Origin of the sequence: Streptomyces sp. NRRL S-378, assembly GCF_000720645.1 — a bacterium.
Classification (GTDB): Bacteria; Actinomycetota; Actinomycetes; order Streptomycetales; family Streptomycetaceae; genus Streptomyces.
Map to the genome: position 1 here is coordinate 17460 of NZ_JOBX01000062.1, position 19535 is coordinate 36994.

Below are 19535 nucleotides of genomic sequence, written 5' to 3' on the forward strand. Positions count from 1 at the left end.
CCCCGATGCGGCTGGGCGCCGTGATCATCACCATGGGCAACCGGCCCGACGAGCTCAAGGCGCTCCTGGACTCGGTGGCCCGCCAGGACGGCGACCCGATCGAGGTCGTCGTCGTCGGACAGGGCGTACGGGTCGCCGAGGTGGCCGACCTGCCGCCGGGGGTCCGCTCCGTCGACCTGCCGGAGAACCTGGGCATCCCGGGCGGCCGCAACGTCGGCATCGAGGCCTTCGGCCCGGGCGGCCGCGACGTGGACGCGCTGCTCTTCCTCGACGACGACGGACTGCTGGAGCGCACCGACACCGCCGAGCTCTGCCGGCGGGCCTTCGCCGAGGACCCCGCGCTCGGGATCATCAGCTTCCGGATCGCCGATCCGGACACCGGGCAGACCCAGCGCCGCCACGTGCCGCGGCTGCGGGCCTCGGACCCGATGCGGTCCTCGCGCGTGACCACCTTCCTGGGTGGCGCGAACGCCGTCCGCACGACGGTGTTCGAGCAGGTCGGCGCCCTTCCGGGGGAGTTCTTCTACGCTCACGAGGAGACCGATCTGGCCTGGCGCGCGCTCGACGCAGGGTGGCTGATCGACTACCGAGCGGACATGGTGCTGCTGCACCCGACGACTGCCCCCTCCCGGCACGCGGTCTACCACCGTATGGTGGCCCGTAACCGGGTGTGGCTCGCCCGCCGCAACCTGCCCGCACCGCTGGTACCGGTCTACCTGGGCGTCTGGCTCCTGCTGACGCTCGTACGGAAGCCCTCGGGACCCGCGCTCAAGGCCTGGTTCGGCGGGTTCCGCGAGGGATGGACCACTCCTTGCGGACCGCGCCGCCCGATGAGATGGCGCACGGTCTGGCGGTTGACCCGCCTGGGCCGACCTCCTGTCATCTGACCAGCCCGCGTCTGGGAACATGACGCGATCACGGGCTTCGAGCCACCAGCCTGATGCCCACCTGGCCGCATCTTGAAGACGAAAGTTTCAACTTGTGAGTGACACAACCCACGACGGCGCCCTCGCCACGAGCAGGCCGCCGTCCGCCGACGCGGGGCTCAGCGCCGCGGAGCTGGCCAGGAAGTACGGCCTCTCGGTCAGCGGCGCCCGGCCCGGTCTGGGCGAGTACGTGCGGCAGCTCTGGGGCCGGCGCCACTTCATCATGGCGTTCTCCCGGGCCAAGCTCGTCGCGCAGTACAGCCAGGCGAAGCTCGGCCAGGTCTGGCAGGTGGCCACCCCGCTGCTCAACGCGGCCGTCTACTGGCTGATCTTCGGCCTGATCCTCGGTGCGGGCCGGGAGATGCCCAAGGGCGTCTACGTCCCCTTCCTGATGATGGGCATCTTCGTCTTCACCTTCACGCAGAGCTCCGTGATGGCCGGCGTCCGGGCGATCTCGGGGAACCTCGGGCTGGTGCGCGCGCTGCACTTCCCGCGCGCCTCCCTGCCGGTGTCGTTCTCGCTCCAGCAGCTCCAGCAGCTGCTGTACTCGATGATCGTCGTCTTCGTGATCGCCGTGGCGTTCGGCAACTACCCGCGGCTGTCCTGGCTGCTGGTCATCCCGACCCTGGCCCTGCAGTTCGTCTTCAACACCGGCCTCGCCATGATCTTCGCGCGGATGGGTTCCAAGACCCCCGACCTCGCGCAGCTGATGCCGTTCGTGATGCGCACCTGGATGTACGCCTCCGGCGTCATGTTCCCGATCGCGGTCTACCTCAAGGACCAGCCGCAGTGGATCAGCGACGTGCTGCTGTGGAACCCGGTGGCGATCTACATGGACCTGATCCGGTTCGCCCTGATCGACGACTACGGCGCGAGCAACCTGCCCCCGCACGTGTGGGCCTTCGCCGTGGGCTGGGCAGCGGTGATCGGCCTCGGCGGCTTCGTGTACTTCTGGAAGTCTGAGGAGCGTTACGGCCGTGGCTGACAACACCCAGGGGCGTGTCCCCACCGTGATCGCGGACGGCGTCCACATCGTCTACCGCGTCAACACCGGCAGCAGCGGCAAGGGCGCGGCCACCGCCGCGCTCAGCAAGATCGTGCGCCGGAGGAAGGGCGATGCCCCGGGCGTCCGCCGGGTCCACGCGGTACGCGGGGTCTCCTTCACCGCGTACCGCGGCGAGGCCATCGGCCTCATCGGCTCCAACGGCTCCGGCAAGTCCACCCTGCTGCGCGCCATCGCCGGCCTGCTGCCCTGCGAGGAGGGCAAGGTCTACACCGACGGCCAGCCCTCGCTGCTGGGCGTGAACGCCGCGCTGATGAACGACCTCACCGGTGAGCGCAACATCGTCCTCGGCGGTCTCGCGATGGGGATGAGCCGCGAGCAGATCAAGCAGCGCTACCAGAGCATCGTCGACTTCTCGGGCATCAACGAGAAGGGCGATTTCATCTCCCTGCCGATGCGCACCTACTCCTCCGGCATGGCGGCCCGACTGCGCTTCTCCATCGCGGCGGCCAAGGACCACGACGTCCTGATGATCGACGAGGCCCTGGCCACCGGTGACCGCGCCTTCCAGGTGCGTTCGGAGAACCGAATCAAGGAACTCCGGGAGAAGGCCGGCACGGTCTTCCTCGTCAGCCACAACAACAAGTCCATCCGGGACACGTGCGACCGGGTGCTGTGGCTGGAGAAGGGCGAACTCCTGATGGACGGGCCCACCGAGGAAGTCGTCTCGGCCTACGAGAAGGCCACCAACGGCTGACCTCCGGCTCGCGCGGCGCCGCCGCCGCGTCCGTTCCGCTTCCCCTGAAGGCCCCTGCCGCTCAGCGCGGCGGGGGCCTTGGGCGTGCGCCCGCAAATACGCCGCGTGCGCTTTCTCGTGCGGGGTGGCGACATTCGGTGGCGCAGCGAATACCCCAGCGGCCTCCGCGGCGTTGTACAGCGTAAGCTGATGCGGTCCTGAATCGCAGCAAGAGGGGACGATTCCCCGCAGGTGAACGGCCCTGGGGCAGCCCCGGGAAAACCCCGGCGGCGTGTCCGAAATAGGATGTATTGGGTCGGCAGTGTAGAACGGGAGACGTGACGGCAATGGCTACGGGAATTCTCCGGCCCCCAGGGACGGCGGCCGTCCCCGCCCCGGGCGGCGGGCGGTGAACCCGGGGCACGGCACCCGACCCCCGTCCGACACCGTCCATGTGAGCGCCACCCTCGACAAGGCGACGGCGGAGAACTTCCCCGTCGCCCCCGCCTTCCTGCCCCGCGCCTGGCGTGACGGGCTGACGGCCGTCTACGGCTACGCCCGCCTCGTCGACGACATCGGCGACGGCGACCTCGCCCCCGGCGGGCACGACGCCGTGCTCCTCGGCCTCGACCCGGCCGCGGTGGACGACCGGCTCGCCATGCTCGACGCCCTCGAGACCGATCTGCTGCGCGTGTTCGGGTCCGTGGACGGCCCCCCGCGCCACCCGCTGCTGCTCGCCCTGCGGCCCGTGGTCGGCGCCCACGGCCTGACCCCCGAGCCCTTCCTCGGACTCATCGAGGCCAACCGGCAGGACCAGCGGGTCAGGCGCTACGAGACCTACGGGGACCTCGTCGCGTACTGCGAGCTGTCCGCCAACCCGGTCGGCCGCCTCGTGCTGTCCCTCACCGGCACCAGCACGCCCGAGCGGATCCGGCTCTCCGACGCCGTCTGCACCGCCCTGCAGATCGTCGAGCACGTCCAGGACGTCGCCGAGGACCTGGGCCGCGACCGGATCTACCTGCCCGCCGAGGACATGCGGCGCTTCCACGTGTCCGAGGCCGACCTGGCGGCCCCGACCGCCGGCGCCTCCGTGCGCGCCCTGGTCGCATTCGAGTCCGAGCGCGCACGCGCGTTGCTGGATGCAGGCATCCCGCTCGTGGGTAGCGTGCACGGCAGGCTCCGGCTGCTGCTCGCGGGCTTCGTGGGAGGGGGGCGCGCCGCCCTGCGAGCCGTCACCGCCGCGGGCTTCGACGTACTCCCCGGCCCGCCCAAACCCACCAAGAGCGGCCTGTTCCGCGAGGTTGCCGCCGTCCTGCGCACAGCGCCGAGAAAGAGGTGAGCCCGACCGTGGAGGGCCCCACACACGCGTCCGCACAGACTGCGATGTCCGCACCGGTCTCGGCGGCCTACAGCTACTGCGAGGCCGTCACCGGCGCGCAGGCGCGCAACTTCGCGTACGGAATCCGGCTGCTGCCCACCGACAAGCGCCATGCGATGTCCGCGCTCTACGCCTTCTCCCGCCGTGTCGACGACATCGGCGACGGCACGCTGCCCGCCGGGGCCAAGCTCGCGCGCCTGGAGGAGACCCGGGCCGTCCTCGTACGGATCCGGGCCGGCGAGGTCGACGAGGACGACACCGACCCGGTCGCCGTCGCGCTGGCGCACGCCGCCCGCCGCTTCCCGATCCCGCTCGGCGGCCTCGACGAACTCATCGACGGCGTGCTGATGGACGTCCGCGGCCAGACCTACGAGACCTGGGACGACCTCAAGGTCTACTGCCGCTGCGTGGCAGGCGCCATCGGACGGCTCTCCCTCGGCGTCTTCGGCACGGTGAACGCGCCGGGCCGAGGCACGCCCGAGGCCGCGCGCGCCGCCGAATACGCCGACACCCTCGGCCTCGCCCTGCAACTCACCAACATCCTCCGCGACGTTCGCGAGGACGCGGGCAACGGACGCACCTACCTCCCCGCCGAGGACCTCGCCAAGTTCGGCTGCTCGGAAGGTTTCCAGGCCGGCCGGCTGCCCGCCGGAGCCGACTTCGCCGGGCTGGTCCACCACGAAGTCCGGCGCGCCCGGGCCCTGTTCGCCGAGGGCTACCGGTTGCTGCCGATGCTCGACCGGCGCAGCGGCGCCTGCGTGGCCGCCATGGCCGGCATCTACCGGCGCCTCCTCGACCGCATCGAGCGGGAGCCGGAGGCGGTCCTGCGCGGCCGTGTCTCGCTGCCGCCGCACGAGAAGGCGTACGTCGCCGTGCGCGGCCTGTCCGGCCTCGACGCCCGCACCGTCACCCGCCAGGCCGTCCGGAGGCGGATGTGACGATCCGGACGAAGGCGGTCCCGCCGCGCGCCGCCGTCCGACGGCGGCCCGGCACCGGCCGCCGGCACCTCCAGGCACCGTTCCCGGCCGGCCCGCAGGGCACACGCCCGGCTGCGTGCAAGGCCCCGCACACCACGGGCGGGGCCGCTGCCGCGCAGGGCGCTCCCGGGACGCCACCGAGTGCCCACCCGGTGTGCGTCGGCGGCCTCCGGCGTACGACCCCGGCGCGCCGCCCCGACCGTGCGCCGGCCCGGGCAACCATGCCGGCGGCGGGCGCGTCTCTCCCCGCGGACCGCGGCCGGACCGCGCGGTACGCCGCGAGCGGTGCGGGCCTGCCCGCCCGGGGCACCGGCCCGGAGGGCGAGCGCACCACGGGGGAGGGCGCATGACCGGCACCGACCAGCACGCCGTCGTCGTGGGCGGCGGACTCGCAGGGGTCACGACCGCCCTCGAACTCGCCGACGCCGGACTCCGGGTCACCCTGCTCGAAGGCCGCCCCCGTCTCGGCGGACTCGCCTTCTCCTTCAAGCGCGGCGACCTCAACGTCGACAACGGCCAGCACGTCTACCTGCGCTGCTGCACCGCCTACCGGTGGTTCCTCGACCGCGTCGACGGCGCCGCCCTCGCCCCGCTCCAGGACCGGCTCGACGTACCCGTCCTCGACGTCGCCCACCCCCGCGGGCCGCGCCTGGGACGGCTGCGCCGCGGCGGCCTGCCCGTGCCCCTGCACCTCGCCGGAGCCCTGGCCCGCTACCCGCACATGTCCCTCGCCGAGCGCGTGAGCGTCGCCCGCGCCGCCCTCGCCCTGCGCCGCCTCGACCCGGCGGACCCGGCACTGGACGGCCTGGACTTCGCCACATGGCTCGGCCGCTACGGACAGTCCGCCCGCACCATCGAGGCTCTGTGGGACCTCGTCGGCATCGCCACCCTCAACGCCACCGCCGCGCATTCCTCGCTCGGCCTGGCCGCCATGGTCTTCAAGACCGGCCTGCTCTCCGAGAAGAGCGCGGCCGACATCGGCTGGGCCCACGTGCCGCTCGGCGACCTGCACGACACCCTCGCCCGCAAGCAGCTCGACGCGGCCGGGGTACGGACCGAACTGCGCACCCGCGTCACCGCCGTCACCCGCACCCCCGAAGGGGTCTGGCGGGTCGACACCGAGCAGGAGTCGCTCGAGGCGGGCACCGTCGTCCTCGCCGTACCGCAGCGCGAGGCGCACGGGCTGCTGCCCGCCGGCGCCCTCGCCGACCCTGACAAGCTCCTCGACATCGGCACCGCACCGATCCTGAACGTCCACGTCGTCTACGACCGCAAGGTGCTCAAGCAGCCCTTCTTCGCCGCACTCGGATCCCCGGTGCAGTGGGTCTTCGACCGCACCGACTCCTCCGGACTCCCCGACGGCGGCCAGTACCTGGCGCTGTCCCAGTCCGCCGCCCAGGACGACATCGACGAGCCCGTCTCGGTGCTGCGCGCCAAGTACCTTCCCGAGCTGGAGCGGCTGCTGCCCGCCGCGCGCGGGGCCAAGGTACGGGACTTCTTCGTCACCCGGGAGCGGACGGCGACCTTCGCACCCACCCCCGGCGTCGGCCGGCTGCGCCCCGGGGCGCGGACCGACACGCCGGGCCTCTACCTGGCCGGTGCGTGGACTGCCACGGGTTGGCCCGCGACCATGGAGGGCGCCGTCCGGAGCGGACTGAGCGCGGCTCAGGCCGCCCTCACCGCGCTCGGCCGCCACCGCGAACACCCTCTGCAGGAGGCGGCATGACGACCACCACCGGCACCACCAGCACCACGAGCACAGCACGTAATGGAACAAGAGGAGAGCCAGTGAACCCGGGGAACCCGGCTGTCGAGAACACGGATGCCAGTGTGGGCGCAGCCGGAAGGGGCGTGGAGAAGGCGGACACCGTCGCCCTCCTGGAACGCGGCAGGACGATGTCGACCCCCGCGCTCCGCGCGGCCGTCGACCGGCTCGCCGCACCCATGGACACCGTCGCCGCCTACCACTTCGGCTGGATCGACGCCCAGGGCAACGCCGCCGACGGCGACGGCGGCAAGGCCGTGCGCCCCGCCCTCGCCCTGCTCTCCGCCGAGGCCGCGGGCGCCGCACCGGAGGTCGGCATCCCCGGCGCCGTCGCCGTGGAACTCGTGCACAACTTCTCGCTGCTCCACGACGACCTGATGGACGGCGACGAACAGCGCCGCCACCGCGACACCGTCTGGAAGGTCCACGGACCCGCCCTCGCCATCCTGGTCGGCGACGCCCTCTTCGCCCTCGCCAACGAGGTCCTGCTGGAACTCGGCACCGTCGAGGCGGGCCGCGCCACGCGCCGCCTGACCACCGCCAGCCGCAAGCTCATCGACGGCCAGGCGCAGGACATCTCCTACGAGCACCGCGAGCGCGTCAGCGTCGAGGAGTGCCTGGAGATGGAGGGCAACAAGACCGGGGCCCTGCTCGCCTGCGCCGTCTCCATCGGCGCCGTGCTCGGCGGCGCGGACGACCGTACGGCCGACAAGCTGGAGGAGTACGGCTACCACCTCGGCCTCGCCTTCCAGGCCGTCGACGACCTCCTCGGCATCTGGGGCGACCCGGAGTCCACCGGCAAGCAGACCTGGAGCGACCTGCGCCAGCGCAAGAAGTCCCTCCCGGTGGTCGCCGCCCTCGCCGCCGGCGGCCCGGCCTCCGAGCGGCTCGCCGAACTGCTCGCCGCCGACGCCAAGAGCAGTGACTTCGAGAACTTCTCCGAGGAGGAGTTCGCGGCCCGCGCGGCCCTCATCGAGGAGGCCGGCGGCCGGCAGTGGACCGCGGACGAGGCGCGCCGCCAGCACGCCGTCGCGATCCGGGCCCTGGACGACGTCGACATGCCGCAGCGGGTGCGCGAACAGCTCGTGGACCTCGCCGACTTCGTCGTCGTACGCAAGAGGTGACCGCCACCCGACAGCGGATATGAATCGCGAGTCGCCGGCCGGCGCCGCCACCTGAGCGTGGCGCGCACCGGCCGACGGCGGACCCCAGCGCAGCACAGGACACTGTTCTAAGGGGAAGCCATGACAGCGACGACCGACGGCAGCGCGGAGAGCGCCGGCGCCGGCAGCGAATCCACCCCGGGCGCCCCGCCGCCCGGCCCCGCCGGGGCGGCCGCCCCGCGGACCGAGTACGGGCTCGCGAGCCCGCCCGACCCCGCTGTCCGACCCGGAACCTCGGCCGGCGCAGGACCCTTCGTACCGGTCGCGGTCACCGAGCGGGTCGCCGCGCCGCCCGGGCCGGTCCGGCAGCCCGGCCCGCCGGCCACCTACCGGCAACCGGGCGAACCCGGCACGCGACGGACCGCGGCGGACCTGCCCCCGCCGCCGGACGGCAGCCCGAAGGAGGTGTACGAGGCCACCGCGCGCGCGACCCGGCACCTCCTGGAGCGCCAGGATCCCGCGGGCTGGTGGAAGGGCGACCTGGAGACCAACGTCACCATGGACGCCGAGGACCTCCTGCTGCGGCAGTTCCTCGGCATCCGGGACGAGGCCACCACGTACGCGGCCGCCCTGTTCATCCGCGGCGAGCAGCGCGAGGACGGCACCTGGGCCACTTTCCACGGCGGACCGCCCGAACTGTCCGCCACCATCGAGGCGTACGTCGCGCTGCGCCTCGCCGGGGACCCGCCGGACGCCCCGCACATGAGCCGCGCCTCGGCCTGGATCCGGGCCAACGGCGGGATCGCAGCCGCCCGCGTCTTCACCCGGATCTGGCTCGCCCTCTTCGGCTGGTGGAGCTGGGACCACCTGCCCGAACTCCCGCCCGAGCTGTTGTTCCTGCCGCCCTGGGTGCCCCTGAACATCTACGACTTCGGCTGCTGGGCCCGCCAGACCATCGTCCCGCTCACCGTGGTGTCCGCGCTGCGCCCCGTCCGCCCGGCCCCCTTCGCCCTCGACGAGCTCCACACCGACGCGCGCAATCCGTACCCCACCACCCGCATGGCACCGCTGACCAGTTGGGACGGCGCCTTCCAGCGGATGGACAGGGCCCTGCACGTCTACCGGCGGTTCGCCCCGCGGCGGCTGCGCAAGGCGGCCATGGACACCGCCGCCCGCTGGATCGTCGAGCGCCAGGAGAACGACGGCTGCTGGGGAGGGATCCAGCCGCCCGCCGTCTACTCCGTCATCGCGCTGCACCTGCTCGGCTACGACCTCGGGCACCCGGTGATGCGCGCGGGGCTGGAGTCCCTGGACCGGTTCGCGGTGCGGCGCGAGGACGGCGCCCGGATGATCGAGGCCTGCCAGTCCCCGGTGTGGGACACCTGCCTCGCCGCGATCGCCCTGGCCGACGCGGGCGTGCGCCCCGACCATCCGGCGCTCGTACGGGCCGCGGACTGGATGCTCGGCGAGGAGATCACGCGCACCGGGGACTGGGCGGTGCGCCGGCCCGGCCTGGCACCGGGAGGCTGGGCGTTCGAGTTCCACAACGACACCTACCCCGACATCGACGACACCGCCGAGGTCGTCCTCGCCCTGCGCCGGATCAGGCACCCGGACCCGGTCCGGGTCGACGCGGCCATCGCCCGCGGAGTGTCCTGGAACCTCGGCATGCAGTCGAAGGACGGCGCGTGGGGCGCCTTCGACGCCGACAACACCAGCCCCTTCCCCAACAGACTCCCCTTCTGCGACTTCGGCGAGGTCATCGACCCGCCGTCGGCCGACGTCACCGCCCACGTGGTGGAGATGCTCGCCTTCGAGGGCCGGGCGGGCGACGCCCGGACCCGGCGCGGCATCGCCTGGCTGCTCGCCGCACAGGAGCCGGACGGGAGCTGGTTCGGCCGCTGGGGCACCAACTACGTCTACGGCACCGGCTCGGTGGTGCCCGCCCTCACCGCGGCCGGCATCGCACCGGAGCACCCCGCGGTCCGGCGGGCCGTGCGCTGGCTGGAATCCGTACAGAACGAGGACGGCGGCTGGGGGGAGGACCAGCGCTCCTACCAGGACCGGTCGTGGGCCGGCAAGGGCGCCTCCACCGCCTCGCAGACCGCGTGGGCCCTGATGGCCCTCCTGGCGGCCGGGGAACGCGACGGCAAGGCGGTCGAACGCGGCGTCGCCCATCTCGTCCGGACCCAGCACGAGGACGGCTCCTGGGACGAGCCGTACTTCACCGGCACCGGCTTCCCCTGGGACTTCTCCATCAACTACCACCTGTACCGGCAGGTGTTCCCGCTGACCGCGCTCGGCCGCTACCTGTACGGGGAACCGTCCGCCCGGGCGGGCTCACCCGTCGGGGGCCACTGATGTCCCCCGACGCAGGGGACCGCCCCGCGCGGGGCGGCCCGCTGCTGGTCGCCTGCGCCCTGCGCATCGAGCAGGTGGCGCTGCGCAGCACGGGGCGCGGCTCCCAGCGCGGCACGGACGCGGACGGAGGGGCGTACACCCTCCTGCGCACCGGGATGGGCCCGCGCGCGGCCGAACGGGCCGTCCGCCGGGCCCTGGACGGGCCCGGCACGGACCGGGCCGCCATCCTCGCCACCGGGTTCTGCGCCGGGCTCGTCCCCGGCATGAGCCCCGGTGACCTCGTCGTCGCGGAGGAGACCCGCGACCCGCGGGGGAGCGTCCCCTGCACCGGGACCGCGCTGCTCGCCGAGGCGCTGGCCCGGGCCGTCCCCGGCCGGACCGTGCACATCGGCCCGCTGACCGGGTCCGACCACGTCGTCCGCGGCCAGGAGCGCGCGCAGTTGCGCGCCACGGGCGCCGTCGCGGTCGACATGGAGTCCGCGGCGACCCTGCGGACCGCGGTCCGCGATCACCCGGAACGCCCTGTTGCGGCCGTCCGGGTGATCGTGGACGCTCCGGAGCACGAGCTCGTCCGAATCGGCACGGTGCGCGGGGGAATATCGGCCTTCCGTGTCCTGCGTGCCGTACTGCCCGCGTTTTACGAATGGCACCGTTCTTCGCTGCTCCCCAGGAGGTGAGCCAGATGGCCATGCCGCTGCGCCAGACCATCAGGGTCGGGACCTATCTGCTCGAACAGAAGCTCCGCAAGCGTGAGAAGTTCCCGCTGATCGTGGAGCTGGAGCCGCTCTACGCGTGCAACCTGGCCTGCGAGGGCTGCGGGAAGATCCAGCACCCTGCGGGCGTGCTCAAGCAGCGCATGCCGGTCGCCCAGGCGGTCGGGGCCGTGCTGGAGTCCGGTGCGCCGATGGTGTCCATCGCGGGCGGGGAGCCCTTGATGCACCCGCAGATCCACGAGATCGTGCGGCAATTGGTGGCCCGGCGGAAGTACGTGTTCCTGTGCACCAACGCGCTGCTGCTGCGCAAGAAGATCGAGAAGTTCACCCCCTCCCCGTACTTCGCCTTCGCGGTGCACATCGACGGCCTGCGCGAGCGCCACGACGAGTCGGTGGCCAAGGAGGGCGTCTTCGACGAGGCGGTCGAGGCCATCAAGGAGGCGAAGCGGCGGGGATTCCGGGTGACGACGAACTCCACCTTCTTCAACACCGACACCCCGCAGACGGTCATCGAGGTGCTCAACTTCCTCAATGACGAGCTGCAGGTGGACGAAATGATGATCTCGCCCGCCTACGCCTACGAAAAGGCACCGGACCAGGAACATTTCCTCGGTGTCGACCAGACCCGCGAACTCTTCAGGAAGGCTTTCGCGGGCGGCAACCGGCGCCGCTGGCGGCTCAACCACTCCCCGCTCTTCCTCGACTTCCTGGAAGGGAAGGCCGACTTCCCCTGCACGGCCTGGGCCATTCCGAATTACTCCCTCTTCGGCTGGCAGCGCCCCTGCTATCTGATGAGCGACGGCTACGTGCCGACGTACCGGGAACTCGTGGAAGAGACCGACTGGAACAAGTACGGCCGTGGGAAGGACCCGCGCTGCGCGAACTGCATGGCGCACTGCGGCTACGAGCCCACCGCGGTCCTCGCCACCATGGGCTCCCTGAAGGAATCCCTGCGCGCCGCCCGGGAGACGGTCGGCGGCAACCGGGACAGGTCGGCATGAGTCCGGCGGAAGAGGGCCGGGACGGCGGTTTCGACCTCCGCGCCCTGCTCGCCGCGCGCGGGACGGAGCGGTACGAGCTGCACGCCCGCCACCTCAACCACCAACTGCCCCGGATGCTGCGCACCATCGGCTTCGACAAGGTCTACGAGCGGGCCGAGGGAGCCCACTTCTGGGACGCCGAGGGCAACGACTACCTCGACATGCTCGCCGGATTCGGGGTGATGGGCCTGGGCCGGCACCACCCCGTGGTCCGCCGGGCCCTGCACGACGTGCTGGACGCCCAGCTCGCCGACCTCACCCGCTTCGACTGCCAGCCGCTGCCCGGGCTGCTGGCCGAGAAGCTCCTGTCGTACAGCCCGCACCTGGACCGGGTCTTCTTCGGCAACAGCGGCACCGAGGCGGTGGAGACGGCCCTGAAGTTCGCCCGGTACGCCACCGGACGGCCCAGGATCCTCTACTGCGACCACGCCTTCCACGGGCTGACCGCCGGCTCCCTCTCGGTGAACGGCGAGGGCGGGTTCCGGGACGGCTTCGCGCCGCTGCTGCCCGACACCAGGGTCGCGCTGGGCGACCTGGCCGCCCTGGAGCGGGAGCTGGAGCGCGGCGACGTCGCCGCCTTCGTCGTGGAGCCGATCCAGGGCAAGGGGGTCCTCGCCGCCCCGCCCGGGTTCCTGCTCGCCGCGCAGGAACTGCTGCACCGGCACAAGGCGCTGCTGATCGCGGACGAGGTGCAGACCGGCCTGGGACGTACCGGTGACTTCTACGCGTACCAGAACGAGCCGGGGGTGGAGCCCGACCTGGTGTGCGTGGCCAAGGCGCTGTCCGGCGGCTACGTCCCGGTCGGCGCGACCCTGGGCAGGGACTGGATCTTCAAGAAGGTCTATTCGTCCATGGACCGGGTGCTCGTGCACTCCGCGAGCTTCGGGTCCAACGCGCAGGCGATGGCGGCCGGGCTGGCGGTGCTGTCCGTCATGGAGGACGAGCAGCTCGTGGCCCGCGCGCGGGCCACGGGCGACCTGCTGCGCGGGCGGCTCGCGGCCCTGGTGGACGAGTACGAGCTGCTGCACGAGGTGCGCGGGCGCGGCCTGATGATCGGCATCGAGTTCGGCCGGCCCTCCTCACTGCGGCTGCGCAGCCGGTGGACGATGCTGCAGGCGGCCCGCAAGGGCCTCTTCGCGCAGATGGTCGTGGTGCCGCTGCTGCAGAAGCACCGGATCCTCACCCAGGTCTCCGGGGACCATCTGGAGGTGATCAAGCTGATTCCGCCGCTGGTCCTGGACGAGCGGGACGTGGACCGGTTCGTCGGCGCCTTCCGCGAGGTCATGGACGACGCCCACGGCGGGTCCGGGCTGATGTGGGACTTCGGCAGGACGCTGGTGAAGCAGGCCGTCGCGGCACGCTGACGGCCTGCGCCCGCCCTGCGGCCCGCGGCCCCTGCCGGTCTTCCCGGATCAGACCAGCAGCCGGTCGCGGAGCCGGTCGAGGGTCCCGGGCGCCAGCCCGAGGCCCTCCGCCAGGTAGCGCTCCACCCCGCCCCAGACGTCGTCGATGGTGTCGAAGGCGGCGATCAGGTATTCGGCGCGGGCGTCGAAGAGCGGCGCGAGCAGTTCCATCACCTCGGGCGAGCGGGCCTCGGCCGAGGCGGAGCTGCGGCGCACCCGGTACCGGCGGTGCGGGGCGTTGGACTCCAGGTAGTCCGCCACGATCGCCTCCCGCTCGACGCCCAGCGCGAGCAGGGTGACGGCGACGGAGAGGCCGGCCCGGTCCTTGCCGGCCGCGCAGTGCATGAGGGCGGGCACGCTGTCCTCGGCGAGGGCGTGGACCACCCGGCTGTGCTCGGCGGTGCGGGTGCGGATGATCCCCCGGTAGGAGTTCGCCATCCGGGCCGCCGCCTTGCCGTCGCCCAGGATCGAGCGGAGCTGGTCGAGGTCGCCGTCGCGGACCAGCCGCCAGAACTCCCGGCCGTCCGCCGGGTCCGACAGCGGGATGTTGACGTTCCGTACGCCGGGCAGCTCGACGTCCGGCCCCTCCAGGGCGTGGTCGGCGCCGTTGCGGAAGTCGAAGATGGTGTGGAGGCCGAGCGAGGCGAGGAATTCTGCATCGGTTTCGGTGGCATGTGCGAGATGTCCGCTTCGGAACAGTAGTCCCGTCGCGACCCTTCGGCCATCAGAAGTCGGCAATCCGCCCACATCGCGGAAATTGCGCACTCCGGCCAGCTCCGGCTCCTGTATGTGCTGGGTCACGGGAACTCCTCCGCCTTCTCGTGGGGTCTCTGTCCGAATTGAGCTACTTGGCGCCAACTTGCCATATCCGGAGGCGAGATCGGGCACGTCCCCGTGAGCCAGATCATACGGTGACCGTGAGTGCCTGATCGTCAAAGCCGAATGGCCCGGCCCGGGCGGCTGTTGGCGCGGCGGAATGGACGGAGGGTGACCGGAATTCCGGCGCACCCTCATACCTGTGAATCCGTCAGGGAATTAGCGGCTTGTTCGGCGTGCCCGCAAGGGATTACCTTCGCGATCGATCCGGGTGGATCGCCGAATCCTGCCGCCGCCCGGAAACCGCAACCGAACCATTTCGCGCGGCAGGAGCGGGGGAACCAGGTAAGCCGCTGTGCCGGAGATCTTTTCTCCGGTGCAGCTCGGGGTGAAGCCGTTCATGTCCCGTACATGTGCGGCCGGACATCTCCAGTCCGAACCCGACAGCTCACCTCGCAGGCACCGGAGAGGAATGCGCCATGCCTGCAAAGGGTAAGCACCGCCGTCCCAAGTCCCTTTTCTCTTCCCGCGGATTCGCGGTCGCAGGCACCGGTGGCGCGGCCCTCGCCCTGCCGCTGACGGTCGCCGCCGGCGCCCACGCGGCCGGCGCGCAGACGGCGCCCGCCGTCGCACCTGCCGTGGCCCAGCAGGTCCCCGCCGCGCTCCAGGCCGCCCCCGCGGCCGCCGTGCAGGCCGCACCGGCCGTCTACACGGTCGTCCCGGGCGACTGCCTCTCGGTGATCGCCGCGGAGCACCGCCTGGACGGCGGCTGGCAGCGGCTGTACGAGCAGAACCGCGAGGCGGTCGGGAGCGACCCGTCACTGATCCACCCCGGCCTGAAACTGACCCTCGGCGGTCGTGGCGAGGCCGCCCCGGTCGACACCGTCCCCGCCCCGCGGACCGCCCCCGAGGCCGCCCCCAAGGCCGCCCCGAAGACCGCCCCCAAGGCCGCCCCGAAGACCGCCCCCAAGGCCGAGTCCGAGGCGGCCGGGCAGGCCGCCGCACCGCGGGCGCAGCGGGACGCCGCCCCCGAGGCCCAGGCCGAGGCCCCGGCCGCCCGGCCGGCCGCCGCCTCCGGATTCGTCGCCCCGGTCAGCGGTGGCGTCTCCACCCAGTACAAGGTCGCCGGCGCCATGTGGTCCTCCGGCTACCACACGGGCGTCGACTTCATCGCCCCCATGGGCACCGGCGTCAAGGCGGTCGGCGCGGGCACCGTGGTCTCCGCGGGCTGGAGCGGCGCGTACGGCAACGAGGTCGTCATCCGGCACGCGGACGGCAAGTACTCCCAGTACGCCCACCTGTCCCAGCTCTCCGTCTCCTCCGGCCAGAGCGTCACCGCCGGCCAGAGCATCGGCCTCTCCGGCTCCACCGGCAATTCGACCGGCCCGCACCTGCACTTCGAGATCCGTACGAGCCCGTCCTACGGCTCGGACATGGACCCGATCGCCTACCTCCGCTCGAAGGGCGCCTCCCTCTGACGGCACCCGCCGACGGAGCACCGACACGCGTGGGGCCGGGACCCGAGGGGGGCCCGGCCCCCATGTGTACTTATTCCTTACATCCCGCGTGGTACAGATCACGGCCCGTCAACCCCTCATTACGTTGGCGTAGGTTGCTCACGGGAGTGAAGGATGGGTTCTCGTGGCAGCGACGACGACGAAACTCAAGACCATCGGCTCGTACGCGGCGATCGGGGACAGCTTCACAGAGGGCGTGGGGGACCCGGGGCCCGGAGATTCCTTTCTCGGCTGGGCGGACCGGCTCGCCGTGCTCCTGGCCGATCAGCGCGAAGAGCACGACTTCCGTTATGCGAATCTCGCCGTGCGCGGGAAGCTCCTCGACCAGATCGTGGCCGACCAGGTGCCGAGAGCCAAGGCCCTCGCGCCCGACCTGGTCACCTTCTGCGCGGGCGGCAACGACATCATCCGGCCCGGCAGCGACCCGGACGACGTGGCGGAACGCTTCGAGGCGGCCGTCGCCGACCTCACCGGAGCCGTCGGCCACGTCATGATCACCACCGGGTTCGACACCCGGGGCGTGCCCGTCCTCAAGCACATCCGGGGCAAGGTCGCGACGTACAGCGCGCACGTGCGCGCCATCGCCGACCGGTACGACTGCCCCGTGCTGGACCTCTGGTCGCTGAAGTCCGTACAGGACCGGCGCGCCTGGGACGCGGACCGGCTGCACCTCTCACCCGAGGGCCACACCCGCGTCGCGCTGCGGGCCGCACAGGTCCTCGGCCTGGACGTGCCCGCCGACCCCGACCAGCCGTGGCCGCAGCTGCGCCCGCGCGGCTCGGTGGACGTGACCCGCGACAACATCCAGTGGGCCCGTGAGTACCTGGTGCCCTGGATCGGCCGCCGCCTGCGCGGCGAATCCTCCGGGGACCACGTCGAGGCGAAGCGGCCGGACCTGCTGCCGCTGTAGCCGCCGGACGACGGGGCGGGCGGGAGGGACGGGCGGAATCCTTCGGGGCCGGTGTGCGTTGGGATGGTCGTAGCGACACGACCGCACCGACCCCACCCTCCCTGGAGGCGCTTTGACCGGCTCCCGTCCCCTCCGCCCGCGGCTGCGCGCCCTGCGGCCCGAAGCCTTCGGCGCGGACCCGTCCGGCGCCAGGCTGGAGCGGATCCGCCGCTCGCCGAACTTCGCCGACGGCGTCTTCCAGAACCCGGTCGGGGCCCGGAACAGGCCCTCGGGGTCGATGACCGAGTTCGCGAAGGTCTACTTCCACCGTGAGCAGCGGGTCCGGCGCAGCCCCGGGACCGCGATCCCGGTGCACCCGACCACCCTCGCCGACCTGGCGAAGCCGCCCACGAGCGGTCTGCGCCTGACCTGGATGGGGCACTCCAGCGTCCTCGCGGAGATCGACGGGCACCGGGTGCTGTTCGACCCGGTGTGGGGCGAGCGCTGCTCCCCCTTCCCCTTCGCCGGCCCCAAGCGGCTGCACCCGGTGCCGGTCCCGCTGGCCGCGCTCGGCGAGGTCGACGTCGTGGTCATCTCGCACGACCACTACGACCACCTCGACCTGCCGACGATCAAGGCGCTCGCCGGTACGGACACGCTCTTCGCCGTCCCGCTCGGCGTCGGCGCGCACCTGGAACGCTGGGGCGTGGCGGCCGACCGGCTGCGCGAGCTCGACTGGAACGAGACCACCCGGATCGGCGGCCTGTCGCTGACGGCGACCCCCGCCCGGCACTTCTGCGGCCGCGGCCTGCGCAACCAGCAGCACACCCTGTGGGCCTCCTGGGTGGTCGCGGGCGACGGGCACCGGATTTACCACAGCGGCGACACCGGCTACTTCCCCGGCTTCGCGGAGATCGGCGCCGCGCACGGGCCCTTCGACGCCACGATGATCCAGATCGGGGCCTACTCGGAGTACTGGCCCGACATCCACATGACCCCCGAGGAGGGCATGCGCGCCCACCTCGACCTCCAGGGCGGCACCGCGCACGGCACGATGCTGCCGATCCACTGGGGCACCTTCAACCTTGCCCTGCACCCGTGGGACGAGCCGGGCGAGGGCACCCTGGCCGCCGCCGAGGGGGCCGGAGCGGCCGTCGCGCTGCCGATCCCGGGCCAGCCGTTCGAGCCCGGGACCGAGGGGGCGCCGGCCCAGCCGTGGTGGCGGCCGTTCGTGGCCGGTGCGAGGGCGGGCGGAGCCGTGGACGGGCCCGCGGCCGTGCCCCCGCACGAGGCCGGCGGAGCAGCGGCGACAGCGGCCCGCGTGGCGTCGACGGCAGTGAGCGGGCAGGAGAAGCCGGAGTCCGTCGGGTCGTAGCGAACGGCCCGGGCAGAGCGCACCGACGGCCCCCGCCGCCGGGGCGCCACCGCGCGGCCGCAGCGGCCCGACCGGCGCATTCGGGCTGCTGTGCGAGCGCTCCATCGGGAGCGGGAAGCACCCCCGTGAACTTCGCCGACTCGCGGTCCGGGGCGGGATTGCGGGGTCTAGCGTGGGTATTCGGTGATCAACACGGGCCCCGGGAACGCCGGGGGCCGGGCCCCACGTACCGAGGACGCCGATGTCCGGACTCCGCGCCGCACGCCACGCCACGTCGAGACACACCGTCACCGGTCCCGGCCGGCAGTTACGCCCCCAGCTGGTACGGGCCACCCTCCTGCCCACGCTGGCCGCGGCGCTCAGCGGCGCGGCCGCGGTGATCTCCACCCTCCAGCTCGGCGGCGGCGCCGGCGACCGCGACGCCCGGCTCTGGCCGGTGCTCACGGGCTGCGCCCTGCTCGCGGCCGGCGCCCTCGCCGCGGCACTGCTCGGAGCGCAGCGTGCGGCCAAGACCGTCCGGGACCGGTGCGAGGCGCTGCGCCGCTCCAGCGTGCGGGGCCGCCAGGAACTGCGGGCGGCCGCCGACCGGCTGGAGCGGGGCGAGACCCCGCAACGGCCGGTCCGGGGCGGGCCGAACACGCCGCTCACCGGGGGCGACCCGGCGGGCGTGGACGAGTTCTGGCTGCTCTCCCAGGAACTGCGCGGCGCCCGCGAGCAGGCCCACACCACCCTCGTACGGCTGGCCGGGCCGGCCGCCCCGACCGACAGCGAGCGCAAGGTCGAGGTCTTCGTCAACCTCGCGCGCCGGCTCCAGTCCCTGGTCCACCGCGAGATCTCGCTGCTGGACGACCTGGAGGACACGGTCGAGGACCCGGACCTGCTCAGGGACCTCTTCCACGTCGACCACCTGGCCACCCGGATCCGCCGCCACGCCGAGAACCTCGCGGTGCTGGGCGGTGCGGCCTCCCGCCGCCAGTGGACCCGGCCGATCGACCTGAGCGAGGTGCTCCGCTCCTCGGTCGCGGAGGTCGAGCAGTACACGAGGGTCAAGGTCGTGCCGCCGGCGGGCGGCAGCGTACGCGGCCACGCCGTCGCCGACGTGGTGCACCTGCTGGCCGAACTCGTGGAGAACGCCACCGTGTTCTCCGCGCCCGACACCGATGTGGTGCTGCGCGCCGAGCGGGTCACCGCCGGGATCGCGGTCGAGGTGGAGGACCGGGGACTGGGCATGCCGGCCGAGGAGCAGCACCGGATGAACGCCCTGCTCGCGGACCCCGACCAGGTGAGCGTCCGGACCCTGCTCGCGGACGGGCGCATCGGCCTGTACGTCGTCTCGGCGCTGGCCCGCCGGCACGGGATCGCCGTCGAACTCAAGTCGAACATCTACGGCGGCGTCCTCGCGGTGCTGGTGCTTCCGCAGGAACTGCTGGGGGCGGCGGACGCGGGTGACGCGGCCGGGGGCTCGCGGGTGACGCCGCCGCTGGAACCGGTGCGCATGCCGCCGCCCCGCCGGGCGGAGCCCCCCACGATCCC

16 protein-coding genes and 1 riboswitch are annotated in these 19535 nt (G+C 72.8%); of the genes, 15 read left to right on the forward strand and 1 reads right to left on the reverse strand.

All coding sequences use genetic code 11. From position 1 onward, the window contains the following. Positions 1-5 precede the first annotated feature (5 nt). The 11 genes from IH80_RS0131295 to IH80_RS0131350 all read left to right on the forward strand — a co-directional run bounded on the left by IH80_RS0131295 (position 6) and on the right by IH80_RS0131350 (position 13366). A complete protein-coding gene (locus IH80_RS0131295) occupies positions 6-887 on the forward strand; it encodes a glycosyltransferase family 2 protein (protein ID WP_030964968.1) in 882 nt (293 codons plus the stop codon). A 94-nt stretch (positions 888-981) separates the two neighbouring features. Continuing rightward, positions 982-1911, forward strand: coding sequence for an ABC transporter permease (locus IH80_RS0131300; RefSeq protein WP_030964969.1), 930 nt, complete (start codon positions 982-984; stop codon positions 1909-1911). Continuing rightward, the gene (locus tag IH80_RS0131305; RefSeq protein WP_030964970.1) at positions 1904-2686 is read left to right on the forward strand and encodes an ABC transporter ATP-binding protein; all 783 of its coding nucleotides are present in this window, start codon (positions 1904-1906) and stop codon (positions 2684-2686) included. Before IH80_RS0131300 ends, IH80_RS0131305 begins: the two co-directional genes overlap by 8 nt. A 433-nt stretch (positions 2687-3119) precedes the next feature. Next, positions 3120-4004 (forward strand): squalene synthase HpnC, encoded by an 885-nt coding sequence (gene hpnC, locus IH80_RS0131310; protein ID WP_030964972.1) that lies wholly within the window; start codon positions 3120-3122, stop codon positions 4002-4004. Further along, positions 4001-4981, forward strand: coding sequence for a presqualene diphosphate synthase HpnD (hpnD, locus tag IH80_RS0131315; protein ID WP_030964973.1), 981 nt, complete (start codon positions 4001-4003; stop codon positions 4979-4981). The genes hpnC and hpnD overlap by 4 nt, the downstream gene beginning before the upstream one ends. Positions 4982-5366: 385 nt before the next feature. Continuing rightward, positions 5367-6746 carry a hydroxysqualene dehydroxylase HpnE gene (hpnE, locus tag IH80_RS0131325; RefSeq protein ID WP_030964976.1) on the forward strand — a complete coding sequence of 460 codons (1380 nt, stop codon included), beginning with the start codon at positions 5367-5369 and terminating at the stop codon, positions 6744-6746. Further along, positions 6743-7909: a polyprenyl synthetase family protein gene (locus IH80_RS0131330; RefSeq protein ID WP_199819333.1), complete on the forward strand. Its 1167-nt coding sequence runs from the start codon at positions 6743-6745 to the stop codon at positions 7907-7909. The genes hpnE and IH80_RS0131330 overlap by 4 nt, the downstream gene beginning before the upstream one ends. Before the next feature lie 120 nt (positions 7910-8029). Beyond that, positions 8030-10249, forward strand: coding sequence for a squalene--hopene cyclase (gene shc, locus IH80_RS0131335; RefSeq protein ID WP_234432445.1), 2220 nt, complete (start codon positions 8030-8032; stop codon positions 10247-10249). Continuing rightward, positions 10249-10926, forward strand: coding sequence for a 1-hydroxy-2-methyl-2-butenyl 4-diphosphate reductase (locus IH80_RS0131340; protein ID WP_051810168.1), 678 nt, complete (start codon positions 10249-10251; stop codon positions 10924-10926). The genes shc and IH80_RS0131340 overlap by 1 nt, the downstream gene beginning before the upstream one ends. Positions 10927-10931: 5 nt before the next feature. Further along, on the forward strand, positions 10932-11963 hold the full coding sequence (hpnH, locus tag IH80_RS0131345) for an adenosyl-hopene transferase HpnH (RefSeq protein WP_030964981.1): 1032 nt from the start codon (positions 10932-10934) through the stop codon (positions 11961-11963). Continuing rightward, entirely contained in the window at positions 11960-13366 is a 1407-nt protein-coding gene (locus IH80_RS0131350; protein ID WP_030964982.1) for an aspartate aminotransferase family protein, read from the forward strand. The genes hpnH and IH80_RS0131350 overlap by 4 nt, the downstream gene beginning before the upstream one ends. Positions 13367-13414: 48 nt before the next feature. Here IH80_RS0131350 and IH80_RS0131355 read toward each other — a convergent pair whose 3' ends face one another. Continuing rightward, entirely contained in the window at positions 13415-14206 is a 792-nt protein-coding gene (locus IH80_RS0131355; RefSeq protein ID WP_030964983.1) for a tyrosine-protein phosphatase, read from the reverse strand. 282 nt (positions 14207-14488) lie between these two features. Continuing rightward, positions 14489-14696: riboswitch (cyclic di-AMP (ydaO/yuaA leader) on the forward strand. A gap of 4 nt (positions 14697-14700) precedes the next feature. Here IH80_RS0131355 and IH80_RS0131360 point away from each other — a divergent pair. The 4 genes from IH80_RS0131360 to IH80_RS0131375 form a co-directional block, all read left to right on the forward strand. Next, on the forward strand, positions 14701-15699 hold the full coding sequence (locus IH80_RS0131360; protein WP_030964985.1) for a M23 family metallopeptidase: 999 nt from the start codon (positions 14701-14703) through the stop codon (positions 15697-15699). A 163-nt stretch (positions 15700-15862) separates the two neighbouring features. Continuing rightward, the gene (locus IH80_RS0131365) at positions 15863-16648 is read left to right on the forward strand and encodes an SGNH/GDSL hydrolase family protein (RefSeq protein WP_030964986.1); all 786 of its coding nucleotides are present in this window, start codon (positions 15863-15865) and stop codon (positions 16646-16648) included. Positions 16649-16760: 112 nt separating this feature from the next. Further along, positions 16761-18002 carry an MBL fold metallo-hydrolase gene (locus tag IH80_RS0131370; protein WP_030964987.1) on the forward strand — a complete coding sequence of 414 codons (1242 nt, stop codon included), beginning with the start codon at positions 16761-16763 and terminating at the stop codon, positions 18000-18002. A gap of 241 nt (positions 18003-18243) precedes the next feature. Continuing rightward, a partial coding sequence (locus tag IH80_RS0131375) for a sensor histidine kinase (RefSeq protein ID WP_199819334.1) occupies positions 18244-19535 on the forward strand: 1292 nt, incomplete at its 3' end.

What these genes read in the sequence shown, in the direction of transcription:
- shc (WP_234432445.1), top strand. Translation starts at nt 8,030, where the DNA reads ATGACAGCGACGACCGACGGCAGCGCGGAGAGCGCCGGCGCCGGCAGC.
- hpnH (WP_030964981.1), top strand. Translation starts at nt 10,932, where the DNA reads ATGGCCATGCCGCTGCGCCAGACCATCAGGGTCGGGACCTATCTGCTC.
- IH80_RS0131340 (WP_051810168.1), top strand. Translation starts at nt 10,249, where the DNA reads ATGTCCCCCGACGCAGGGGACCGCCCCGCGCGGGGCGGCCCGCTGCTG.
- hpnE (WP_030964976.1), top strand. Translation starts at nt 5,367, where the DNA reads ATGACCGGCACCGACCAGCACGCCGTCGTCGTGGGCGGCGGACTCGCA.
- IH80_RS0131295 (WP_030964968.1), top strand. Translation starts at nt 6, where the DNA reads ATGCGGCTGGGCGCCGTGATCATCACCATGGGCAACCGGCCCGACGAG.
- IH80_RS0131360 (WP_030964985.1), top strand. Translation starts at nt 14,701, where the DNA reads ATGCCTGCAAAGGGTAAGCACCGCCGTCCCAAGTCCCTTTTCTCTTCC.
- IH80_RS0131330 (WP_199819333.1), top strand. Translation starts at nt 6,743, where the DNA reads ATGACGACCACCACCGGCACCACCAGCACCACGAGCACAGCACGTAAT.
- IH80_RS0131350 (WP_030964982.1), top strand. Translation starts at nt 11,960, where the DNA reads ATGAGTCCGGCGGAAGAGGGCCGGGACGGCGGTTTCGACCTCCGCGCC.